This window comes from Phocaeicola dorei (assembly GCF_013009555.1).
Lineage (GTDB): Bacteria > Bacteroidota > Bacteroidia > Bacteroidales > Bacteroidaceae > Phocaeicola > Phocaeicola dorei.
The window spans coordinates 1,663,691-1,687,223 of record NZ_CP046176.1; the positions used below are offsets into that span (position 1 = coordinate 1,663,691).

Annotated in this window: 19 protein-coding genes; 5 read left to right on the forward strand and 14 right to left on the reverse strand. The window is 38.9% G+C overall.

Annotated elements, in window-relative coordinates:
- The first annotated feature begins 79 nt into the window (after positions 1 to 79).
- The 3 genes from secA to GKD17_RS06810 all read left to right on the forward strand — a co-directional run bounded on the left by secA (position 80) and on the right by GKD17_RS06810 (position 5,011).
- Positions 80 to 3,376 carry a preprotein translocase subunit SecA gene (secA, locus tag GKD17_RS06800; RefSeq protein ID WP_007837757.1) on the forward strand — a complete coding sequence of 1,099 codons (3,297 nt, stop codon included), beginning with the start codon at positions 80 to 82 and terminating at the stop codon, positions 3,374 to 3,376.
- A 122-nt stretch (positions 3,377 to 3,498) separates the two neighbouring features.
- Positions 3,499 to 4,491 (forward strand): DUF6340 family protein, encoded by a 993-nt coding sequence (locus tag GKD17_RS06805; protein WP_007837758.1) that lies wholly within the window; start codon positions 3,499 to 3,501, stop codon positions 4,489 to 4,491.
- A gap of 70 nt (positions 4,492 to 4,561) precedes the next feature.
- Positions 4,562 to 5,011 carry a hypothetical protein gene (locus tag GKD17_RS06810; RefSeq protein WP_007837759.1) on the forward strand — a complete coding sequence of 150 codons (450 nt, stop codon included), beginning with the start codon at positions 4,562 to 4,564 and terminating at the stop codon, positions 5,009 to 5,011.
- Positions 5,012 to 5,084: 73 nt separating this feature from the next.
- On the opposite strand, the gene GKD17_RS06815 is transcribed toward GKD17_RS06810, so the two are convergent.
- Complete coding sequence (locus GKD17_RS06815; RefSeq protein WP_007837760.1) at positions 5,085 to 5,453, reverse strand: hypothetical protein; 369 nt, start codon at positions 5,451 to 5,453, stop codon at positions 5,085 to 5,087.
- Positions 5,450 to 5,995 carry an RNA polymerase sigma factor gene (locus GKD17_RS06820; protein ID WP_007837761.1) on the reverse strand — a complete coding sequence of 182 codons (546 nt, stop codon included), beginning with the start codon at positions 5,993 to 5,995 and terminating at the stop codon, positions 5,450 to 5,452. The genes GKD17_RS06815 and GKD17_RS06820 overlap by 4 nt, the downstream gene beginning before the upstream one ends.
- A gap of 143 nt (positions 5,996 to 6,138) precedes the next feature.
- Between GKD17_RS06820 and GKD17_RS06825 the strand changes: the two genes are divergently transcribed.
- Positions 6,139 to 6,579 carry a DUF6249 domain-containing protein gene (locus GKD17_RS06825; protein ID WP_005847274.1) on the forward strand — a complete coding sequence of 147 codons (441 nt, stop codon included), beginning with the start codon at positions 6,139 to 6,141 and terminating at the stop codon, positions 6,577 to 6,579.
- 180 nt (positions 6,580 to 6,759) lie between these two features.
- Here the strand turns inward: GKD17_RS06825 and GKD17_RS06830 are convergent, their stop codons facing one another.
- Entirely contained in the window at positions 6,760 to 9,387 is a 2,628-nt protein-coding gene (locus tag GKD17_RS06830) for a valine--tRNA ligase (protein ID WP_007837764.1), read from the reverse strand.
- 110 nt (positions 9,388 to 9,497) lie between these two features.
- Here GKD17_RS06830 and mazG point away from each other — a divergent pair, with 110 nt between their 5' ends.
- Positions 9,498 to 10,283, forward strand: a complete 786-nt coding sequence (gene mazG, locus GKD17_RS06835; protein ID WP_007842683.1) for a nucleoside triphosphate pyrophosphohydrolase — start codon at positions 9,498 to 9,500, stop codon at positions 10,281 to 10,283.
- 194 nt (positions 10,284 to 10,477) lie between these two features.
- Here the strand turns inward: mazG and GKD17_RS06840 are convergent, their stop codons facing one another.
- The 11 genes from GKD17_RS06840 to GKD17_RS06890 form a co-directional block, all read right to left on the reverse strand.
- Entirely contained in the window at positions 10,478 to 12,208 is a 1,731-nt protein-coding gene (locus GKD17_RS06840) for a RagB/SusD family nutrient uptake outer membrane protein (RefSeq protein WP_007837766.1), read from the reverse strand.
- A 23-nt stretch (positions 12,209 to 12,231) separates the two neighbouring features.
- Positions 12,232 to 15,393 (reverse strand): SusC/RagA family TonB-linked outer membrane protein, encoded by a 3,162-nt coding sequence (locus GKD17_RS06845; protein WP_007837767.1) that lies wholly within the window; start codon positions 15,391 to 15,393, stop codon positions 12,232 to 12,234.
- Positions 15,394 to 15,665: 272 nt separating this feature from the next.
- Positions 15,666 to 16,112, reverse strand: a complete 447-nt coding sequence (locus tag GKD17_RS06850; protein ID WP_007837768.1) for a hypothetical protein — start codon at positions 16,110 to 16,112, stop codon at positions 15,666 to 15,668.
- 11 nt (positions 16,113 to 16,123) lie between these two features.
- Entirely contained in the window at positions 16,124 to 16,501 is a 378-nt protein-coding gene (locus GKD17_RS06855; RefSeq protein WP_005848193.1) for a hypothetical protein, read from the reverse strand.
- Positions 16,502 to 16,545: 44 nt separating this feature from the next.
- The gene (locus GKD17_RS06860; protein ID WP_007837769.1) at positions 16,546 to 17,097 is read right to left on the reverse strand and encodes an RNA polymerase sigma factor; all 552 of its coding nucleotides are present in this window, start codon (positions 17,095 to 17,097) and stop codon (positions 16,546 to 16,548) included.
- A 33-nt stretch (positions 17,098 to 17,130) separates the two neighbouring features.
- A complete protein-coding gene (locus GKD17_RS06865) occupies positions 17,131 to 18,060 on the reverse strand; it encodes a ribonuclease Z (RefSeq protein WP_007837771.1) in 930 nt (309 codons plus the stop codon).
- 70 nt (positions 18,061 to 18,130) lie between these two features.
- Positions 18,131 to 18,577, reverse strand: a complete 447-nt coding sequence (locus tag GKD17_RS06870; RefSeq protein ID WP_007837772.1) for a cold-shock protein — start codon at positions 18,575 to 18,577, stop codon at positions 18,131 to 18,133.
- A 248-nt stretch (positions 18,578 to 18,825) separates the two neighbouring features.
- Positions 18,826 to 20,622 (reverse strand): 30S ribosomal protein S1, encoded by a 1,797-nt coding sequence (rpsA, locus tag GKD17_RS06875; protein ID WP_007837774.1) that lies wholly within the window; start codon positions 20,620 to 20,622, stop codon positions 18,826 to 18,828.
- 516 nt (positions 20,623 to 21,138) lie between these two features.
- Positions 21,139 to 21,840, reverse strand: coding sequence for an SIMPL domain-containing protein (locus GKD17_RS06880; protein ID WP_007837779.1), 702 nt, complete (start codon positions 21,838 to 21,840; stop codon positions 21,139 to 21,141).
- Positions 21,841 to 21,843: 3 nt separating this feature from the next.
- On the reverse strand, positions 21,844 to 22,680 hold the full coding sequence (gene murQ / locus GKD17_RS06885; protein ID WP_007837781.1) for an N-acetylmuramic acid 6-phosphate etherase: 837 nt from the start codon (positions 22,678 to 22,680) through the stop codon (positions 21,844 to 21,846).
- Complete coding sequence (locus GKD17_RS06890) at positions 22,677 to 23,516, reverse strand: ATPase (RefSeq protein ID WP_007837782.1); 840 nt, start codon at positions 23,514 to 23,516, stop codon at positions 22,677 to 22,679. Before GKD17_RS06890 ends, murQ begins: the two co-directional genes overlap by 4 nt.
- Positions 23,517 to 23,533: the final 17 nt, after the last annotated feature.

Below are 23,533 nucleotides of genomic sequence, written 5' to 3' on the forward strand. Positions count from 1 at the left end.
CAAATTAATCTGCATTTTATTGTAACTTTGCATTTTCAAAAGTAATCAAATTAGAAAATAATAAAAACAAAAAAATACAATGGGATTTAATGAATTTATTGGCAAATTATTTGGAAATAAGGCCACTCGTGACATGAAAGAAATCAAGCCATGGGTTGATAAAGTAAAGGCTGTTTATCCGGAAATTGCCAAATTGAGCAATGACGAGCTTCGTGCAAAAACAGTAGAATTAAAGAAATACATTTCTGATTCGGCTGCAGAGGAACAAAAGAAGATAGAAGAATTGAAAGGTACTATCGAAACTACAGAACTGGAAGATCGTGAGGGCATCTTCGCGCAGATAGACAAACTGGAAAAAGAAGTGCTGGAAAAATATGAAAAGGCACTGGATGATGTACTTCCGCAGGCTTTTGCCATTGTAAAAGACACTGCACGCCGTTTCTCTGAAAATCCGGAATTGATTGTAACCGCTACCGATTTTGACCGTGAATTGGCTGCTCAAGGAAAAGATTTTGTGCGTATTGAGGACGATAAAGCTATTTGGCAGAACCATTGGATTGCTGGTGGCAATGACATGGTATGGAGCATGGTGCATTACGATGTACAGTTATTCGGTGGCGTAGTGTTACATAAAGGCAAGATTGCCGAAATGGCTACTGGTGAAGGTAAGACGTTAGTGGCCACTTTACCTGTATTTTTGAATGCACTGACCGGTAATGGTGTACACGTAGTTACTGTTAATGATTACTTGTCAAAACGTGACTCGGAATGGATGGGGCCATTGTATCAGTTCCATGGATTGAGTGTGGACTGTATTGATAAACACCAGCCTAATTCAGATGCACGCCGCAGAGCTTATATGGCCGATATCACTTTCGGCACGAATAATGAATTCGGTTTCGATTACTTGCGTGACAATATGGCTGTCAGTCCAAAAGACTTGGTGCAGCGTAAACATAATTATGCTATTGTCGATGAGGTGGACTCTGTATTGATTGACGATGCTCGTACTCCGTTGATTATTTCCGGTCCTGTTCCTAAAGGTGAGGATCAGTTGTTTGAACAACTTCGTCCTTTAGTAGAGCGTCTGTTTGAAGCTCAGAAAAAGTTGGCTACCCAATATTTGGCCGATGCCAAACGCTTGATTGCATCGGATGACAAGAAAGATCAGGAAGAGGGATTTTTGGCATTGTTCCGTAGTCATAAGGCACTCCCCAAAAATAAGCCATTAATCAAGTTCCTAAGTGAACAAGGTATTAAGGCAGGTATGCTGAAGACCGAGGAAATTTATATGGAACAGAATAACAAGCGTATGCTTGAAGCCACTGATCCATTGTATTTCGTAATTGATGAAAAGCAAAACAGCGTAGATTTGACCGATAAAGGTATCGACCTGATTACAGGAAATGCGGCAGATCCTACTTTATTCGTTTTGCCTGATATTACTTCCCAATTGTCTGCTTTGGAAAATGAGACAGATCTGACAGAAGAAGAAAAGCTGGCCAAGAAAGATGAACTGATGACAAATTACGCTATCAAGTCTGAACGCGTACACACTATCAACCAGTTGCTGAAGGCTTATGCTATGTTCGAAAAGGATGACGAATATGTTGTAATCGACGGACAGGTTAAGATTGTTGACGAACAGACAGGACGTATTATGGAAGGCCGTCGTTATTCTGACGGTTTACATCAGGCTATTGAGGCCAAAGAAGGCGTGAAGGTGGAAGCTGCTACCCAGACTTTTGCTACCATCACTTTACAGAACTATTTCCGTATGTATCATAAATTGTCGGGTATGACCGGTACAGCGGAAACGGAAGCGGGAGAACTTTGGGATATTTATAAATTGGATGTCGTTGTTATTCCGACGAATCGTCCTATTGCCCGTAAAGATATGAATGATCGCGTTTATAAGACAAAACGTGAGAAGTATAAAGCTGTTATCGAAGAGATTGAAGAAATGGTGAAAGAAGGACGTCCTGTTCTGGTAGGTACCACTTCGGTGGAAATCTCTGAAATGTTGAGCAAAATGCTTGCTATGCGCAAGATTGAGCATAATGTGTTGAATGCGAAACTGCATCAAAGAGAGGCGGATATTGTGGCACAGGCAGGTCAGAAGAGTATCGTGACTATTGCTACTAACATGGCAGGTCGTGGTACCGACATTAAGCTGAGTCCGGAAGTGAAAGCTGCGGGCGGTTTGGCTATTATCGGTACGGAACGTCATGAAAGTCGCCGCGTGGACCGTCAGTTGCGTGGTCGTGCCGGTCGCCAAGGGGACCCGGGTTCATCTGTGTTCTTTGTATCATTGGAAGATGATTTGATGCGTTTGTTCTCTTCAGATCGTATTGCCAGTGTAATGGATAAACTTGGCTTCAAAGAAGGTGAGATGATTGAACACAAGATGATTTCAAATTCCATTGAACGTGCGCAGAAGAAAGTGGAAGAAAATAACTTCGGTATTCGTAAACGCTTGCTGGAATATGATGATGTGATGAACAAACAGCGTGTGGCTGTTTATACCAAACGTCGTCATGCCTTGATGGGTGAGCGTATCGGTATGGATATCGTGAATATGATTTGGGATCGTTGCGCTTATGCTGTAGAATTGGGCGACTTTGATAATGTGAAGATGGAAATATTGCAGACATTGGCAATGGAAGTACCATTCACAGAAGAGGAGTACAACAAGATGAGAAAAGAAGATCTTGCAGAGAAAACCTTTGAAGCGGCAATGAACAACTTCAAGCGCAAGACAGACCGTATGGCCCAGATTGCCAATCCCGTTATCAAACAGGTATATGAGATGCAAGGACATATGTATGAAAACATCATGATTCCTATTACTGATGGCAAGCGCTTGTATAATATTTCTGTTAACTTGAAAGCGGCTTATGAAACAGAAGGTAAAGAGATTGTGAAATCATTTGAGAAGGCGATACTGCTTCATACTATTGATGATGCTTGGAAAGAAAATCTGCGTGAGCTGGATGAACTGAAACATTCTGTACAGAATGCTAGCTATGAGCAGAAAGACCCGTTGCTGATCTTTAAGTTGGAATCGGTCAATTTGTTTGACAACATGGTACATAAGATCAATAATAATACCATCTCTGTATTGATGCGCGGACAAATCCCGGTTCAAGAACCGGAACAAGTTCGTGAGGCTGCTCCCGAACCGCAGACTCCTCGCCAACAGTATAGAGAGGAGAAGCAGGATTTAAGTGATCCTCACCAGCAAGCTGCTGCCGAACGTGATACTCGTGAGGTAAAGCGTGAGCCGGTTCGTGCAGAGAAGACAGTAGGTCGTAACGATCCTTGTCCTTGCGGAAGCGGTAAGAAATACAAGAACTGTCACGGGCAAAATGCGTGATAAATAACGATTATTATAGAAACGTCCGGGGCGAATTTACTACCCGGACGTTTTTTTTATTCCTTTTAACTCACTTCTTACGTAAATAAGCGTATTTTTGTTCCCTAAGAAAAAATGATAATATGAAAAGATCCGTTTCATTAATAATTCTAGTTGCTGGGACGCTTCTTGCTTCCTGCAGCAGTTTGCAGACCATATCTTTTGATCAGTTACAGGCAGCCGATGTCAGTTTTCCAGATGCTGTGAGAAAAGTGGCTGTGATAAACAATATGCCTGTACTGAAAACTAAAGATAATCATGAAATACTGAGCAGCGAATTGGAAGGCGATGGTAAAGTGGCATCCGAAGCTTTGGCAGAGAATATTGCCAATGTGAATTATTTCGATCAGGTCATTATCTGTGATTCTGTATTCCGGGCACAGGATAAAGTGCCACGGGTTAATGTCATTCTGACCAATGAGGAAGTACGGAAACTGAGCGAGGATTTGGGGGTGGATATGATATTGTCTTTTGATCGTATTCATATTCAGACTAAGCCCGGCGTACTGTTCTATCCGGATTTTCCTATGCCTATAGATGCTGTAGATGGAATTATATCTCCGATTGTTAGAGTATACATTCCCAATCGTGATAAACCTTTGTTTGTAGTTGCCAAGCAAGATACCATTTCCTGGGAAATAGAACCAGCTCTTTCTGACCGGAAGATAGTAAAAGAAGCTTCGGAATATGCCGCTTCTATTCCAGTAGAACATCTGTTGCCACATTGGGATGAGGTGGCTCGTTTTTATTACGATGGCGGGAATATTGAAATGCGTGATGCCGGTGTATATCTTCGTGAGAACAATTGGGATGAAGCGTATAGTCAGTGGAAGATAGCCTATGAGAAGAGAAAAGGCCAGCAAAAGATGAAAGCGGCTTTTAATATTGCACTATATTATGAAATAAAGGATAATGTAGAACAGGCCAAGGAATGGTTGGGTAAAGCGAAGAAATTGGTGAAATCAGGCAGCAGGGATGAACAATTGATAGCCTTTTATTCATTGGAGTTAGAGAAAAGAGAGAGTAAGCTATCCCAATTAAGAATACAAATGAAACGTTTTGATGATAATTTTTAGAGAATAAGTGTTGAGAGAAAGATTTTTTTTGTACTTTTGGATATAAATAATATATAAAATTGATTTTGGTATGAAATTCAGTGCACAGTCACATGCTTCTATTGCGTCTTCGCTCCGGGAAGCGGTTGATAAATATATAGCGGATGGAGAGAGAACAGTAGTCACCGATATCCATTTGCAACCTAAGCAGGACAGTGGTGAATTAGTTATTTTTAATGATGATGACGAAGAATTGTCACGTACCATAATTGAAGAGTGGGTGGATTATAGTGAAGATGATTTTTATACAATAGTAGAGCGTATACTTCGTGGGGAGATCAACGCATTGAAAGATACGGGAGTTTTGGATAAGTTAGCTATAATGAAGCCTTATTCTTTTGTTTTAGTTGATGAGGATAGGGAAACTGTAACCGAACTTTTATTGATAGATGAGGAAGACACTTTATTACTGAATGATGAACTTTTAAAGGGTTTGGATGAAGAATTGGATGCATTTTTAAAAGACTTGCTTGAAAAATAGATAAAATAATAGAAGTATCGGGATAGTAAAGTTCCCGATGCTTTTTTATATCATAGGAGAGGAAAATGATTTTTCAAGAGTGGTGTTTAAAATATTGTTTTCTCATCCATCGGTCAAAAATAATGAATAAGGGTATAGTTATGATGAATAGCAGATAAATGAGAGGTATTTGTATTTTTAAAACATGACTAAATGCATGATACATAGTTGCTTTAAGATGCTTTCCAAAATAAATATACAGACCGATGCTGCTGCTTATTATTAAGAATAGAGAAGCAGCAATAGTAGCTAGTAACATCTTTCTCTCCTGTTTCTTTTCACGTAAGAGTATAGCTTCCTCTACTTTCTGCATGGTGCGGAAAGTAAAATTGGAGGTCAGCCGGAATTGGGGCTGTTCTTTTACAGCCTTCATTAATCCTTTATCTTTTTGTTTCTCGTTCATTCTGCTTCTGTTATGAGTATATATAATTTTTTTCTTATTCGATGCAATTTTACTTTTGCATTGCTTTCCGTCAGTCCCAGGATAAGGGCGATTTCACCGATAGTTTTCTCTTCATTATAAAATAGGGAAATCAAGGCGCGTTCTTCTGCATCCAGTTTCTTGATGGCCTTATTGAGTTTTCCTACCCGTTCCCCGCTTTCATCATTCAGGGCATCGTCTATTTGCTGGTCAGATATATTCATTAACATGGCACTGTCCATAACAATTAACTCTTGTTTTTTTTTTCTGGTTGCCGATATGGCGGTGTTATATGCAATGCGGTATATCCATGTAGAGAAACTACTCTCTGCTTTAAACGACGAAAGATGTTCAAAGGCTTTCAAGAACGTATCCTGGGTCAACTCTTCCGCATCCTCCTGATTCTCCACGATGCGTATAATCAGGATAAATACTTGCTGACTGTATTTATCCAAGAAGTATTCGTAGAGAGAAGTTTCTCCTTTTAATATCCTATGAATAATATGTGTTTCGTCGTTTTCCATTTTGTCTATTAGACGCAGGGCTGGGAGAGAGGTTACATAAAAAGAGAAAATATTTTTTCTTTCTCAAAAGTGTAACCTCTTTGGCTACGCAGCGTCTAATGGATACAAAGGAACAAAATTAATAACTTAAATACGAATAAATTATGGGTTACATTACCGGTTGGATTGTTGTAGGTATCATTACATTAGGAATCTACAAATTATTTGAACTTTTTGTTGGTAAGAAAGAGCGTCTTACTATGATAGAAAAATTGGGAGACAAGTTAGATCCTTCCATGTTGGGGAACAGGCTTAGCCTGCCTCTTCCTGTAGGAACTCCTTTCATGTCATCTTCTCCGATTTCTTTCTCGGCCTTGAAATTTGGCTGTTTGTTGCTGGGTATGGGACTAGGGTTGTTGACTGGTTATATTATTTGTGCAACCACGGTTCCCGATTATTTCACAGAGCGTAATTGGCGCATGAGCGAGTTAACTTCATTGATTTATGGTGCAAATGTCTTGCTTTTTGGTGGTTTGGGCTTGGTAGTTGCTTTTATAGTAGAATTGAAAATTTCTCAGAAAAACAGGAAAGATCATACCCGTTGAATAATGAAAGACAATTAGAAAAAAGAAAGAGATGTGTCAAAATTTGAAGTAATTATCAAAACTATCCGAGCTTTGCAGCAAGACAATAGCAGAATTACTTTTGACACATCTCTTTACTAAAAAAGAAGTGATGACCGCTTTACATAGAATGTTGCAATCTCTGTAAAGCGGTATATTTTTTTATTTTTTCAAAGCAGCAATACTTTCTTTTAAAGAAGCTATTTTGCTTTCTGCATCAGCCTGTTTCTTGCGTTCCATATCAATAACGTTGGCTGGTGCTTTGCTGACAAATTTTTCATTGCTTAATTTTTTCAATACACTTTGCAAAAAGCCTTCCTGATATTTTAAATCAGCCTCCAGTTTTGCCAACTCTTCTTCTGTGTTGATTAAATTGCCCAATGGTATGGCATATTCAGTTGTACCTATCATAAATGAGCCGGAGCCGTCAGCTTTATTCTCTACGGCTTCGATAGAAGAGAGGTTACACAATTTAGTAATAACAGGATTGAATGTAGCTACTGGATTTACACCTACTACTTGCAACTCCAAAGTTTCTTTCTGTGCAATGTTTTTCTGTAAACGAATAGTGCGGATACCACCGATTACTTCTTTCACTACTTCAAATTCTTTGACGATAATCTCATTACAAGCAGTCGGAATGTTCAATTGCTGGACCATCAGGCTTTCTCCTTCTTTGCGGTCATATATATGTTGCCATAACTCTTCGGTAATGAAAGGCATGAACGGATGCAGCAACTTCAGCAAGTTATCAAAGAAACCTAAAGTTTTTTCATAGGTCGCTTTGTCAATGGGTTGTCCGTATGCCGGCTTGATCATTTCCAGATACCAGCTTGAGAATTCGTCCCAGAATAATTTGTATACAGCCATCAGTGCTTCGCTCAAACGATATTTGCCGAATAAGTCAGCTACTTCTGCAGCTGTTTTTGCCAACATGGATTCAAACCATTCAGTGGCCAGTCTTGCATATTCGGGCTGTGCAATATCGGCAACTTCCCAACCTTTCACCAAGCGGAATGCATTCCATATTTTGTTATTGAAGTTACGTCCTTGTTCACATAACGCATCATCAAATAAAATATCGTTTCCTGCGGGAGCGGCAAGCATCATACCCATTCGCACGCCATCGGCACCATACTTGTCAATTAGTTCCAACGGGTCGGGTGAATTACCCAAAGATTTTGACATCTTACGTCCCAGTTTGTCGCGTACGATACCAGTGAAATAAACGTTTTTGAACGGCATATCACCTTTATATTCATATCCTGCCATAATCATTCGTGCCACCCAGAAGAAAATGATATCCGGTCCTGTAACCAAGTCGCTAGTAGGATAATAGTAGTTTATTTCTTCATTATTAGGATTATTGATACCGTTAAATAAAGAAATGGGCCACAGCCATGAAGAGAACCAAGTGTCCAGACAGTCATCGTCTTGACGTAAATCTTCCATTTTCAGATTGGCATTACCGGTTTTTTCTTGTGCCAACTTCAAAGCTTCTTCCGCTGTTTCGGCTACTACATAACCGCCTTCGGGCAGAAAGTATGCTGGAATGCGATGTCCCCACCAAAGTTGGCGGCTAATACACCAGTCTTTGATATTTTCCAGCCAGTTTTTGTAGGTATTCTTGTATTTGGTAGGATAGAATTTCAGTTCATCATTCATTACAGGAGGCAATGCCATGTCTGCAAAATGTTGCATCTTCAAGAACCACTGCATGGACAGTTTCGGTTCGATGGCTACATTGGTACGTTCCGAGAAACCTACCTTATTGGTATAAGCTTCTACCTTTTCCAGCAATCCGGCAGCTTGTAAGTCTTGTTCAATCTGTTTACGTACATCAAGACGGTCCATACCTATATATAGTCCGGCAGCTTCGCTCAGTGTTCCGTTGTCATTGAAGATATCAATGCTGGGCAAGTTATATTTTTCGCCAAGCATATAGTCATTCACATCATGGGCAGGTGTTACTTTCAGACATCCTGTACCAAATTCAATGTCTACGTAGTCGTCTTCGATAACCGGAATGATACGGTTTACCAGTGGTACAATTACCTTTTTGCCTTTCAGCCATTGGTTTTTCGGGTCATTGGGATTGATACACATGGCAGTATCTCCCATAATTGTTTCGGGACGAGTGGTAGCAACTACTGCATAGCGTCCTTCAGTATCATCTTCTACTTTGTAACGGAGATAATACAGTTTGCTGTGTTCTTCCTTGTAAATAACTTCTTCATCACTGAGAGCTGTCAGTGCTTTTGGGTCCCAGTTTACCATGCGTACACCACGATAGATCAAACCTTTGTTGTAAAGGTCTACGAATACTTTGATAACACTTTCGCTACGTTCTTCGTCCATGGTGAATGCTGTACGGTCCCAATCGCAGGATGCACCTAGTTTACGCAGCTGTTTCAGGATAATACCTCCATGTTCTTCTGTCCATGCCCAGGCATGTTTCAGGAACTCGTCACGGCTAAGGTCAGTTTTCTTTATACCTTGTCCGGCCAGTTTGTTCACCACTTTGGCTTCTGTGGCAATGGAAGCATGGTCGGTTCCCGGCACCCAGCAGGCATTCTTGCCTTCCATGCGGGCACGGCGTACTAATATATCCTGAATGGTATTGTTTAGCATGTGTCCCATATGGAGTACTCCGGTTACGTTGGGTGGTGGAATGACGACTGTGTAAGGTTCACGTCCGTTGGGTTTTGAACTAAAGAGTTTGTTGTCCAGCCAATACTGATACCATTTTCCTTCCACGTCAGCGGGATTGTACTTACTTGCTAATTCCATTTTATATTTTATTTATTTAATTGATTATCGCATAATTGAGTGCAAAATTAATAAAAGTCGTTGGATTATTATGTACTTTTGCACTACAAAATGATATTAATAAACTGATTATGCATACAAGAAAAGAACAAATGGAAGCATTTGGCCGCTTTCTCGATATTTTAGACGAGTTGCGAGAGAAGTGTCCTTGGGATCGGAAACAGACGAATGAAAGTCTACGTCCTAATACGATTGAAGAAACTTACGAACTTTGTGATGCTTTGATGAAGGATGACAAGAAGGATATCTGTAAAGAGTTGGGTGATGTGTTGTTGCATGTGGCCTTTTATGCAAAGATAGGTAGTGAAACAGGAGATTTTGATATTAAGGATGTGTGTGACTGTCTTTGTGAGAAGCTGATTTTCCGTCATCCTCATGTCTTTGGCGAAGTGAAAGCCGAGACTGCCGAGAAGGTGACTGAAAACTGGGAACAGTTGAAGATGAAGGAAAAGGATGGTAACAAAATGGTTTTGAGCGGAGTACCTCCTGCTTTGCCTTCGCTAATCAAGGCATACCGCATTCAGGACAAGGCCCGCAACGTGGGATTTGATTGGGAGGAGCGTTCGCAGGTTTGGACTAAAGTAAAAGAGGAGATCGGCGAGTTTGAAGCTGAGGTGGAGAACATGGATAAGGAGAAGGCGGAAGCGGAATTCGGTGATGTAATGTTCAGTCTTATAAACGCGGCCCGCCTTTACAAGATTAATCCGGATAATGCATTGGAACTCACTAACCAGAAGTTTATCCGTCGTTTCAATTACTTAGAGGAACACACCATCAAACAGGGAAAGAACTTGAAGGATATGACTTTGGAAGAAATGGATGCTATATGGAATGAGGCTAAAAAGGAAGAAAAATAGTAGGGTTAGAATTGTTTTTTATGATGTGTGTTATTTTTGTCTTGCTTGTTTTTCTGTTTTAATCAATAAAGGGTATTGTATTTATTCTAGGTAATTTAATGTATGGTGATATCAAATTGTGTTCTATAAGAATGAGGGGTTGTCTTTTTTTATGACAGCTCCCCATTCTTTATAAAATAAGTTTTACATGAATTTTATTCTACCCATTCTTTGATGGCTTGTGAAGGATCAGGATTTAAAACTGCACCTTTGTTGAATACATTTTCATAAAGACTGATAAAGATATTCATCCAGGGCGCACAGTAGCCTTCTATTGAATTAAATCGATATCCGATAGGAGCATTAGTACCTGGATAACCACGAACAACTTGTAACTCTAACCGTTTGTAATCCCAAAAGATGATCCCTTCACCCCAGAATTCAATACGTTTCTGTTCAACAACCTTCTTTTGAAACTCTTTTAGATCATTTACTTTACATGTATAGCTACCCACAGAAGTATTATAACGAAATGTATTTACGAAATCTTCTAATTTAGAAATACCGGCTGCTAATCCTTGGCTCATTCCTATTGCTTCGGCTTCAATTAAATACATTTCCTCTATACGCATTAACGGATAGTCAACGGCAGCTCCGATTGTATAATCGTTCATTTCTCCATTTTTAGGTCGGAATTTGATACCTGTATATGGAGGCATATCAGCGAAATCATCATCGGTCAACAAAGTTTTATATTTAGTTCCGGGAGCTTTGTGTGCATCTTCAGGAGCAATCCAAGTTGTTTTTCGCCAGTCTGCATTTGGTATTTGATCGAACAATTTTTTGCCGATAAGCTTGTATCCTTGCCATTTTCGGTTACCGTAACCGAAAGTTTGTTCAGGACACATGCTTCCGGCAAAGTTGAGCCAATAGCTATGTACATCCTCGGTAGTCATGATGGATCCCCATACCCATGAATTGGTTAGTACACTGTTGAAGCCGGTAGTATAGCTGTCTCCACCAAACCATTCCTTTTCGGTCAGAGGCATTGCTCCGCTTTCGTTAATGACTTTGCGTGCGTATTCGGCTGCTTTAGTGAAACAAGTTTCTTTTGATGCAATGTTTAAATCTGTATTGTTGTTTAGGGTGTTGAGATCTTCAGGGTAAAGTTCGAAACGAGATCCCATTTCCAGCCACATACGTGCCATCAGACCATGGACAACCGGGGTACAGGGCAAGTTTTTGGTTGGGCGTTGATAATCACTCAAAAGCTCCTCAGCTGAGGCTAGATCATCTAATATGAATTTGTATACGGCATAGAAGGGAGCACGTGGATTATTACGCCCTTCTTCTTCTGTGGTTTCATCGGTAATAATGGGTACGGTTATGCCATATAAATTTTTACTGGCTGCTTCTGCATCTAATTTCTCTACTCCTGTTTTTTTATATTCATACATTCGGACTAAGTCCATGTATATCATGGCTCTATAAGATAGGCATATACCTTTATAATACTTGTTTTCGGGTGCATCATCTGCTTTTTCTAAAGCACTCAGTGCATTATTTACATTATTCAGAAACTTGTAGTTATAATACCAAATGGTATTGACAACATCAGCATCACCCAAATCATTACATACTCCATAAGTATCAAAAAAGTCAAATTTGGGTTCGTGGCAGAAGAAGTCTTCGCATGCACTTTCTCTGATTAAATTATATCCACTATATCCAAAATCATGATAAAATTGTGGACCGTAACTTCTAAATGCATTAATAAATGCGACTACTGAGTTTACCATTGCGCTGATAGCTTGGTCAGATTTTCCTATTTGGTCTATGGTAGCTGTGCTACTTTCTGGAAATACCTCTTCGATACAACTGTTTAAGCTTAATGCTGATGACAGACATGCAGCAATCGTTAGTTTGGTAATATATTTCTTTTTCATATTTTTGATTGTTTATGTGTTGATTAGAATTGTAAACTTAGACCGGCGGAGAATGCGCGTACGGCTGAATATTCTCCGGATGAATCTTTATTTCCGTTCCATGTTACGCGTGAATCGAAACCTTTTCTTTTTGACCAATAATAAACATTGTCGCAGGCCACATAAATGCGCAGATTAGTTAGATATAGACTTCTAAGTGTTTTTTTTGAAAAAGTATATCCTAATTGAATGTTTTGAATACTTATGGAAGATGCATTAGTTAGAAACCTGTCGGATGTTTTTACACTGTACAGGTCATTGAATTGCCATTGTGGAATATCACTTTGAGTATTCTCCGGGCTCCATGCTTTATAAATATCTTTGTGAACATTATATCCTAAATGAGTTGAAGTAGGAGGTGACATTAATGCTTGGTAACCATAGTCGTATGCCTGACCTCCTATACTGTAGTTTATTTGTGCAGAGAAATCAAAACCATAAAATGAAAGAGAGGTATTGATACCACCGTATAGGTCTGGAACAGCGTCACCACATAAGTATAGATCAGCTTGAGAATAGGTTGTTGTTGTTTTCATCTCACCGGTTTGCTTATCTGTATAATACCATTGTGGTTTGCCTTCTTCGGACACACCTGCATATTTTTGAACATAGTTAGTATACATTGGAAGTCCTTCTCCGTAATAATACAGACCGTTTACATAACCGGCATGTCCATCTATAATGTCTGTTTTTTTACTTTCTGCAAGACGGCTGATCTTATTTCTATAATGTGTTGCATTAAAGCCAATATTCCATGTTACGTTTCTAGTCTTGACTGGTATATATTTTAAATCAATTTCAACACCTTTGTTATTCATGTCGCCAATATTGTCATAATAGCCTGAGTACCCTAATGATAAAGGTACGGAAAAACGGTTAAGCATATCAGTTGTTCTGCGATTGAAATATTCTATGCTACCACTTAATCTGCCTTTTAATAGTTCGAATTCTATACCTAAATTTATATTTGTATTGGTTTCCCAGGTAATATTTTTATTTCCTTTTCTGGAAAAACCTAATGATAACTCATTATTGCTGTTATTGATATTGTAAGTATCTACATATAAGAAATCGTCTATTCTGTCGTTACCCTGTTGACCTACAGAAAACTTTAGTTTTAATAAATCGAGCCATTTAATGTCATCCAACCATTTTTCTTTGGTAAGAATCCAAGCAGTTCCCACAGAGTAGAAATTACCCCAGCGATTATCCGGGTGGAAGCGGGAAGAGGCATCGCGCCGATAAGAAAGTTGGAAAAAATATTTGCCGTCATAGTCGTACATACCTCGGAATAAATATCCTTCAGTATTGTATTTGCTCTTATAGGATGACTCATCGTTGGTACCACTGATGGCACCGTTTAATTCTTGATTCTGAAAAAAAGAGAACATACTGTTTTTGGCTGCGTATAATTCTTCATAAACGTTATTAAAGCTTTCATGACCTGCCATCAATGAAACGTTATGTAATCCGAAGCTATGATTATAATTTAATATTTGTTGTAGGTTGAGGGTTGTTCGACGCCAATGCTGGACATTGATGCTTCCATTCAAGGAATTTGCTGTTCCATAAAAAGGATTTAAAGCATTTTTGTACCGGCTGTCACGTATCGAAGTGCCTGCATTGAATGTGAATTTGAAGTCTTTCAGGAAATTAATATCTATAAATGCGTCTCCATTCAAAGTATTTGCAGAGGTGTTATATGTATCAAGCTGACTTAATTTTATTCCGTTAGAGTTCGGGTTGATGGGACGGTTTAGAGGACCTTGGTTGGATACTCCGAAATCGTACATGTCACCATTTTTATCCTGCATGATCTTACCATTTGTATCACGTAGGTAAAGCGGATATATAGGGGCTGTATTGAATGCCTGGGCAAAGCCGCCGGCCGCTGCATTCTGTATTGAGTGTGTATAACTGATATTGGCACCAAATCTCATCCATGGTTTAGCCTGGTAAGTCGTTTTCAGACGACCGGTAATACGATTATAGTCAGAACCTTGTGCGATGCCATCTTCATCTAGATATCCGAAAGAAGCATAGATTTGCGCTTTGTCACTTCCACCGGAAATATTGACATTATATTCCTGGCGTAAAGCTGTATGGTATGTGGCATCAACCCAATTATCGGGAGTGAGATAATAACCGTTTACTATCCGTCCTAATTTTGCATTAGGATTAAGAAGACCGTTTTTACCAATCAGATATTCTCCTTCAGGATATGAATATACGTTGTAGGATAAACCGCCGGTTTGGCTGTTGGTTCCTATCATATTAGTATTTGCGCTGACATATGCTTGGTCAGGGGTTTGTCCTTGGGCATTTAAATAATAATTGTATAATGCTTTATAGTGTGCTTGATAATATTCTCCTGGATCTTTTATGTAGTCATATTCTATTTCACCACGGGTATTGGCACTCCATTTAGCGTCTACTGTGATTTTTGCATCGCCTGCTTTGGCTGATTTTGTTGTTATAATTATGACACCGTTAGCACCTCGAGCACCATAAAGAGCTGTGGATGCTGCATCTTTTAGTACAGAAATAGATTCTACATCTGCTGGATTGATGTTATTCCATCCTCCTTCGTATGGCATACCGTCTAATACGATGAGGGGATCTGTTTTTGCGCTCATTGAACTGATGCCACGTATCAGAATGCTTGGAGTTTCGCCAGGCTGTCCATTTGTCATTGTCATTTGTAGGCCTGCCACTTGTCCAGATAAACTTTCTATGACATTAGTAACCGGACGTTTAGTTATTTGTTCTGTATGAATCATTTTTGCAGATCCTGTAAAAGCTGATTTTTTTGCAGTACCATAAGCAACTACCAAAACTTCTTCCATCACTTCTGTTGTTGAAGTCATAACAATTTTCATTTCCGGCTTGATGGTTACTTCTTGGGTTTCCATTCCAATGAAAGAAACAATAATTGTTTTGTTGGTAGGTGAGATGTTTGTAAGTGTAAACTGACCATTGATGTCGGTGATTGTTCCATTGGTTGTTCCTTTTACCAATACGGAAGCTCCGATTACCGGTTCGTTGTTTTCGCTTGAGATAACGGTTCCTTTCACTGTTACCTGTGCTTGTGCATGGCTTATTCCTACGAATAAGCATACGAATAGTAGTAATAGTGTCTTTTTCATAATGTTTGTAATAGATTTGTAAGTTTATGGTTTGCACAAACCTAGGAATAAAATCTAATAAATCAAAATATTTTTGATGGTAAATGTTTAAAAATAAAAGCATATTCTAATCAATGTAACAAAAACTTAATAAGCAAGAAAATTAACTTGTTTTTATAAAAGAAGCATCTTAAGCATTTTGTCGTTTCGCTGAACTTTTTAAATACAAAAATCCCCAAATCTAAGTTGATTGATAGATTTGGGGAAAAAGTTAGAAATATCTCTTGTTGCTTTTATTTTTTTTGAGATTGGTGCATAATTTTTAAGATATCACGGTGGAATTTAATCTCTGCACGTTGCAACTTATATATTTTCTTGGGAGATAAGATTTTTTTAAAGCGCTGTAGATATTCCAAATCCAATTTATCGGCTTCAATCCTTGCTTTGACAATACCTTCTATAATTTGTTCGTATTCGGCATCGGTTGTTTTAGGATTTTTGCCTTTGCGTGCTTGCTCCCATGCTTTATCATTTACTGTTTTTTTACGGTCTTGTAATTCGAAGTAGATAGGGAAGAATTTAGTGGCCTCTTCTTGCGTTATTTCTGCTTTGTGCGTGAGATATGCTTCTTGTCTAGCTCTGAATTCTTCTTTGGTGAAACCAGGTTTCTTTTTGTCTTGCGCCTGTAGCGAAATGCTTATATATAAAGTGATAAGCAAGGTTACCAGTCTTTGTATCATGTGGTTATTATTTAATTATACATATCTGAATTTGCATCTGTCAAGTATTGATAGAGCGTATAATCATCCATCATGGAATGATCTAAAATCGTTTCAATATATTCGTCTGAGAATTGTTCAGTTTCCGCTGCTGTAAAAATAGGAGTGTCTTGTTTAGGGGGACCTACAACAACTCTGACGCTGAACATCAATCCACAAAACATAGCTGCCATATATATCCAAGGCTTGATACGTTGCCAAGTAGTTATTGTTTCTTGCGGAGTAGAAGTTTGTTCCTTCTCCGGCAATTTATTCATCAACTCTTTTGAGAAGTTGTCGAAATAACCTTCGGGTACCATGAATGGATTTTTTGTCCCGCATTTTTTTAATAGTTCATCTTCTTCCTTCATAGTGGTTCTCCTTTCTTTGTTAGATACATTTCTTTTAAAAAGGTTTAAAGGTATTCTTTTAAAAAGTTCTCTATTTTTTTCACTGCATGGTGGTAGGAGGCTTTCAGTGCTCCTATACTTGTTCCTAATATTTCAGACATGTCTTCATATTTCATTTCTTGAAAGTATTTTAAATTGAATACTATACGCTGCTTTTCAGGGAGTGTCAGTAATGCCTTTTGAAATAATATTTGAGTTTCATCTCCATTAAAATATGTATCACTTTCCAGTTTGTTCACCATATCTGCATCAGCGTCGTCTATGGATAATTGGTTGGTGGCACGTTGTTTATTTAAAAAGGTTAAGCATTCATTCAAAGCTATGCGGTAAAGCCAGGTTGACATTTTGGCTTCGGCACGAAAATACTCTAGATTAGTCCATGCTTTGATAAATGTATTCTGTAACAGATCATTGGCATCTTCATGAGAAAGTACCATCCGGCGTATCTGCCAATATAGCTGTTCGCTGTATTCGTTGACAATACATTCGAAGGCTTCTTTTTGTCGTGCCGGGTCCTGTAATAAAGCTATTATTTCTTTCTCATTATAAGTGTTCATGTTCCTATTTTTTAATTAGATATCCGGTTTATGTTATGGTTTAATGGATTCTATTGAAATTTTTAATGTTTCCCGTGCAAGTAGAGTGTTAGGAAAAATATCCGATGCTTCCTGTAACAATATGCTTTCATCTTCGTAGCGGGCTGAAAAATGTCCTATAAGAAGTTGTTTTACTTTTGCGGTACGGGCGATTTCTCCAGCCTGTGAAGCAGTTGTGTGAAAGGTTTCTTTCGCACGGGCTTGTTCGCTTTGTGCAAAGGTGGCTTCATGAAATAACAGGTCCACTCCGTATATTTGTTCTATGATACGTGGCAAATAAATAGTATCTGAACAATAGGCATATCGGCGGGGAAGGGCAGAAGGGATAGTCAATTTGTTGTTTGGTACTATTTTTCCGTCCGGTAATGTGTAATCGGCGCCATTCTTTATCCGGTTGAGTTCGTATACGGGGATTTCATAAAAGTCAATCATGTCGCGACGAATATGGGCGGGAGTCTGTTTCTCTGAAAAGAGGAATCCGCATGTTGGTATCCGATGACGTAAGGGAATTGTTTCTATGGTTAGCGAACGGTCGTCATAAATTATTTCAGCTTTGCCCGGATCAAAAGTTTGGAAAACGACTTTGTAACTCATACCTTTGCAAAAAAAGTCGAGTTGCGGAGTAAGAAGACGTTCTAATTCTGCATGACAGTGAATATAGAGTGTGGCTGTCCTTCCCAGCATACCGAAAGTTGATATCAGTCCCATTAGTCCGAAACAATGATCGCCATGCAAATGTGAAATGAATATATGGTTTAGCCGGGTGAATTTCAGTTTTGATTTGCGTAATTGCATTTGTGCTCCTTCACCACAGTCTATCATAAATAGTTTTTCACGGATATTTACGACTTGTGAGGTCGCAAAATGCCGTGTGGTCGGCAATGCTGACCCGCATCCTAATATATGTACTTCAAATTTCTCCATCGTTACAAAGATACTATCTTTTTTGAATGGAAAATAAAAAATGCCGTAAAAACGGCATTATAGGATTGAACTATTTCTTAAGTTTTATTTTCACAGCATTCATACCACGTGACCCTTTTTCTAGTTCAAAAGTCACGATGTTATTTTCTATGATATTGTCTATCAGTCCACTAATATGAAAGAAGTATTTCTCTGCATTCTTCAAATCTTTTACAAATCCATATCCTTTGGATACATTGAAGTGCTCTATTCTTCCTTCATGTACTAGTTCTATCGGTTCTTCAGTTCTACGAGGAGTTGAAACTTCAATGGTGGACATATCCACTTCTTGTGGTTTATTATTAGAAATGGGAGGAGTATCGGTTATCATACCGTTCTCGTCCACATAGGCAATCATATCTTCGAAGGAGGATGTGCCGTTATTTTTTCTTTCTTCTTTTTTCTGCTGTTTTGCTAAACGCTTTTCTTGTTTTTTCTTTTCCAGATCTCGTTTGGTAAATGAAATAGGTTTCGCCATTTGATTCTTTTTAAATTAGTAATATACAGTCCGACCTGCTAAGGGGAAGTGTATGGAATTAATAATGAGGTAATAAGAAAACGGGGGAGAAGTCGTTGTGAAATACTAACTCGAAATTTTATTACTCTATAAAGATACGGTTTTATTACGGATATCCCATAGAATATTTTCCTTTTTAAGAAATAATGGCATAAAAAAGGATGCATTTTAATAAATGCATCCTTTTGGCTTATCTTGAAGTAAACTGATTACTTCTTCTTGTTTTCCAACTGTTCTTTCAAAGCAGCCAAAGCATCGATATCACCTAAAGTGGTAGAAGCTGCCTGATTTTGGATAGCAGGAGCGTCTTCTCTCTTAGTTGTTTTCTTTACATTAGAAGCTGCTTTCTTTTCAGCTCTTTCTTCTGCCTTGGCAGCATCTTCGAAAATGCGGCTGTGAGACAGAATGATTCTCTTGGCATCCTTGTTGAATTCAATTACTTTGAATGACAGTTTTTCATCCAATTGGGCTTGAGAGCCATCTTCTTTTACCAGGTGTTTCGGAGTTGCAAAACCTTCTACACCATAAGGAAGAGCTACTACAGCACCCTTATCCAACATTTCGATGATAGTACCTTCGTGTACAGAACCTACAGTAAATACAGTTTCGAATACATCCCAAGGATTTTCTTCCAACTGTTTGTGACCAAGGCTCAAGCGACGGTTTTCTTTGTCGATTTCCAATACTTGAACTTCGATATCTGCACCGATCTGAGTGAATTCAGAAGGATGTTTTACTTTCTTAGTCCAAGACAGGTCAGAGATGTGGATCAATCCGTCTACACCTTCTTCGATTTCCACGAATACACCGAAGTTAGTGAAGTTACGAACTTTTGCAGTGTGCTTGGAACCTACAGGATACTTTTCTTCGATAGTTTCCCATGGATCTTGTTTCAACTGTTTGATACCCAAAGACATCTTACGTTCGTCACGGTCAAGAGTCAGGATAACAGCTTCTACTTCGTCACCTACCTTCATGAAGTCCTGAGCAGAACGCAAGTGCTGTGACCAAGACATTTCAGATACGTGAATCAAACCTTCTACGCCCGGAGCAATTTCGATGAATGCACCGTAGTCAGCCATAACGACTACTTTACCTTTCACTTTGTCACCTACCTGCAAGTTAGCATCCAAAGCATCCCATGGGTGCGGAGTCAGTTGTTTCAAACCAAGAGCAATACGTTTCTTTTCGTCATCGAAATCAAGGATAACTACGTTCAACTTCTGATCCAGTTCAACTACTTCTTTCGGATCGCTTACACGCCCCCAAGACAGGTCAGTGATATGAATCAAACCATCTACACCACCAAGGTCGATGAATACTCCGTATGATGTGATATTTTTAACAGTACCTTCCAGTACTTGTCCTTTTTCAAGTTTACCGATGATTTCTTTCTTCTGCTGTTCAAGTTCAGCTTCGATAAGAGCTTTGTGAGAAACAACAACGTTTTTGAATTCCTGGTTGATTTTAACCACTTTGAATTCCATTGTCTTACCTACAAATACATCGTAGTCGCGGATAGGTTTCACATCAATTTGAGAACCCGGCAAGAATGCTTCGATACCGAATACGTCCACAATCATACCACCCTTAGTGCGGCATTTGATGTAACCCTTAATAATTTCTTCATTTTCAAGAGCAGCGTTTACGCGGTCCCAAGAACGAGTAGCACGTGCTTTTTTGTGTGACAGAATTAACTGTCCTTTCTTATCTTCCTGATTTTCAATGTATACTTCTACAGTATCACCTATTTTCAAATCTGGATTGTAACGGAATTCATTCAAAGGAATGATACCGTCTGATTTGTAGCCGATATTGACAACTACTTCGCGTTTGTTCATTGCAATAACAGTACCGTCTACAACCTCGCGGTCGTTTACTTTGTTCAGCGTACCGTCATAAGCTTTTTCAAGATCTTCGTGGCTCATGCTGGTTACAGCTTCGCCGTTTTCATAAGCATCCCAGTTGAAATCTTCAACAGGAGTGATGTTTTTTAAATTTTCCATTAATAAAATTGTTAAAATTCTCAGTTAATTACGTTAGACATTATATTGTTTATCTAATTTCGGGCGCAAAGATACAACAAAATACTGAAACACAAACAAGTTTGCTGAAATTTCTTGCTGATTAAAATTTAAATGGGATATAATCGTTGTTTTTAATTTATGTTTGTACATTTGTAGAAATTTAACCTATTAAAATATGGTAGCGTTCATTTTAGTTTGTTTCTACTTTTAGGTTTTTTATGGGAGATAAGAAAGAGGAAAAGTTTGGAAAAGGAGTTCGTTAAGAAGAAAAATAAGGTGTGTTCCGTGAAAGAATTTTCGGATACCATATTGTATAATGTGGATGCATATATAATTTGGGTTGATCGGAATTTTTTGGTTGAAAAGACCAATTACTATAATTTGAATAATACTTCTGAAAGATAAGCGGAAAGTAATGTCCAGAGGCTTTAACGGTTATTTGTTCAAGCCTCTGAACAAAGAAGCTTTGTTTAATATGCTTCGCCAAATGGATATTTAATCTTCCAAAGAGTAATCAATGGTGGTTACAACACGGATACGTTTGATGTAAGGAGTATTGGCATCACGATCCTCGATACTGAATTGTCCCTGATAAGCTCTTTTTATCTTACCAAGTTCGCTGTCCGAGTCCTTGGCGAATTTAATAGCTGCCGCCCGTGCGTTTTTAGTTGCTTCCTCTATCATTTGAGGCTTGATGTCGTTTAAACCGGTATAGTCATATTGCACATTGTAACGATAATCTCCACCGGTAATAGCGATACCTTGCTTTAAGAGTTCGCTTTGTTCGCTGATCATCTTTCTCACCAGATCTACTTTAGTTGAAGTAACCGTGATGACAGAGGTCACATTATAGCGGAAGGGAACTGAATTATTATTATAACGTTCAGCTTGCATGTCTATAATTTCCGGTGCATTGATACTGATTTCGTTTTCAGTGATTCCTTTCTGTTTCAAGAAGCCGACAATTGTTTGGTTGGTTGTATTTATTTTGTTATATAAGGTCGGGAGATCATTTCCCAGGTCTTTATACATTAAAGGCCAAGTTACTTTATTAGCTGGCACCTCCATTTCTGCCAGACCTTTCACATTCACTACTCTGTCTTTACCAGAGAAAGTGTCCAATCCCTGTTTGATAAAATACCCCATCACCAACATGCCTATAGCAAGGATGACGGCTTCTTGTTTCCAACTTTTCATACTTCAGTCGTTTTTAGTGATACAATTATTTGTTTTGTAAGCGTCAAATGCCTTTTTAACAGAGCCCTGTTCTTGCAGCAATTGTTTTGCTTCTGCTTTATTAATATGTAATTCGTCAATTAGCATTTGTACTCCTCGGTCTACTAGTTTTTGATTGCTGAGTTGCATGTTTACCATCCGGTTTCCTTTTACTCTGCCTAGTTTTATCATGACGGTGGTACTTATCATATTCAGTATCATTTTTTGCCCTGTGCCGCTCTTCATGCGCGAGCTGCCTGTGATAAATTCCGGACCGACTATCATTTCGATGGGTATATCTGCTACATTCGAGAGTGGAGAGTTTGGATTGCTGCTGATGCTTGCTGTTAATATTCCGTGTTCTCTCGCTTTTTGCAGCGCTCCTATAACATAAGGAGTTGTTCCCGATGCCGCTATGCCTATCAGGATGTCTTTATTTGTGATGTGATGCTTTTGTAGTTCCATCCAGCCTTTTTGACTATTATCTTCAGCACTTTCTACAGGATGTTTCAAAGCTTGTTCACCACCGGCTATAATACCTATGACACAGGTATCAGGCATACCGAAAGTCGCTGGAATTTCAGAAGCGTCCAATACTCCTAGGCGTCCACTGGTTCCGGCTCCCAAATAGAATATGCGTCCTCCTTGATGCATACGTTCTACTATTTCATTTACTAGTTTTTCAATTTGTGGTATGCAGGCATGAACAGCTGAGGCTACTTTCCGGTCTTCTTCGTTGATACCTTCCAGTAACTCTCTGACGGATTTTTGTTCCAAATCCTCATGTATGGACGGTTGTTCGGTTATTTTTATAAAATTCATACTTCGAAATGATAATCCTTTAATCCTTCCAGTGGACTTTTTAAAACTTTTCCGATGGACACATTCAGTCTTAGAGCTGCTTCTTTTACTTCTTCTTGAAAGTAAAATGCAATAGAACCTGTAAAATGTACAAGAATATCATGATATTCGTATTGCATTACATTACGGGTGAAGAAATCAGTGAAGCAGGAAATTAATAAATTCTGCATCTCTGGTCTATGCTTGTGGGCGAAAAGAAAAGGAGTCAGACCCGCCAGAAAGCGGTTGGCTAAGGGCTGTCGGTATACTTTATCTAAAATCAGTGCTGGGGTCAAATCGTATTCTTTAAGGAAATCTCGGCAAAGGTCATCGGGAAGTTGGTGTTTCAGGAAGTCACCTACCAGACGTTTCCCTAATACGGCTCCGCTACCTTCATCTCCTAAAATATACCCTAACGGAGAAATATTAGCTGTTATTTTTTCCCCGTCATAAAAACAAGAGTTGGATCCGGTTCCTAAAATACATGCAATCCCTGCCGTTTTACCACATAGGGCGTGGGCGGCACCTAACAAGTCACTTTCGACAAGGATATTTGCTTTGGGGAAGTTCTGCGCCAAAGCTGTTTTCACTATATTCGTTTTTTCGGGAATACATCCTGCACCATAGAAATAAATAGTTGTAAATTCAGTGGTGTCTCCCAACTGGGGAGTTAGTGTGGAGGCAATCACTTCTTTTATTTCATCAACTGATTGGTGGAAGGGGTTGATACCTCCTGTTCGAACTGTCCTGCTGTTTGTCTTGGTGTTACCCAGACACCAGTCTGTTTTGGTAGAACCACTATCTGCTATTACTATCATATCGGATAATAAGATGA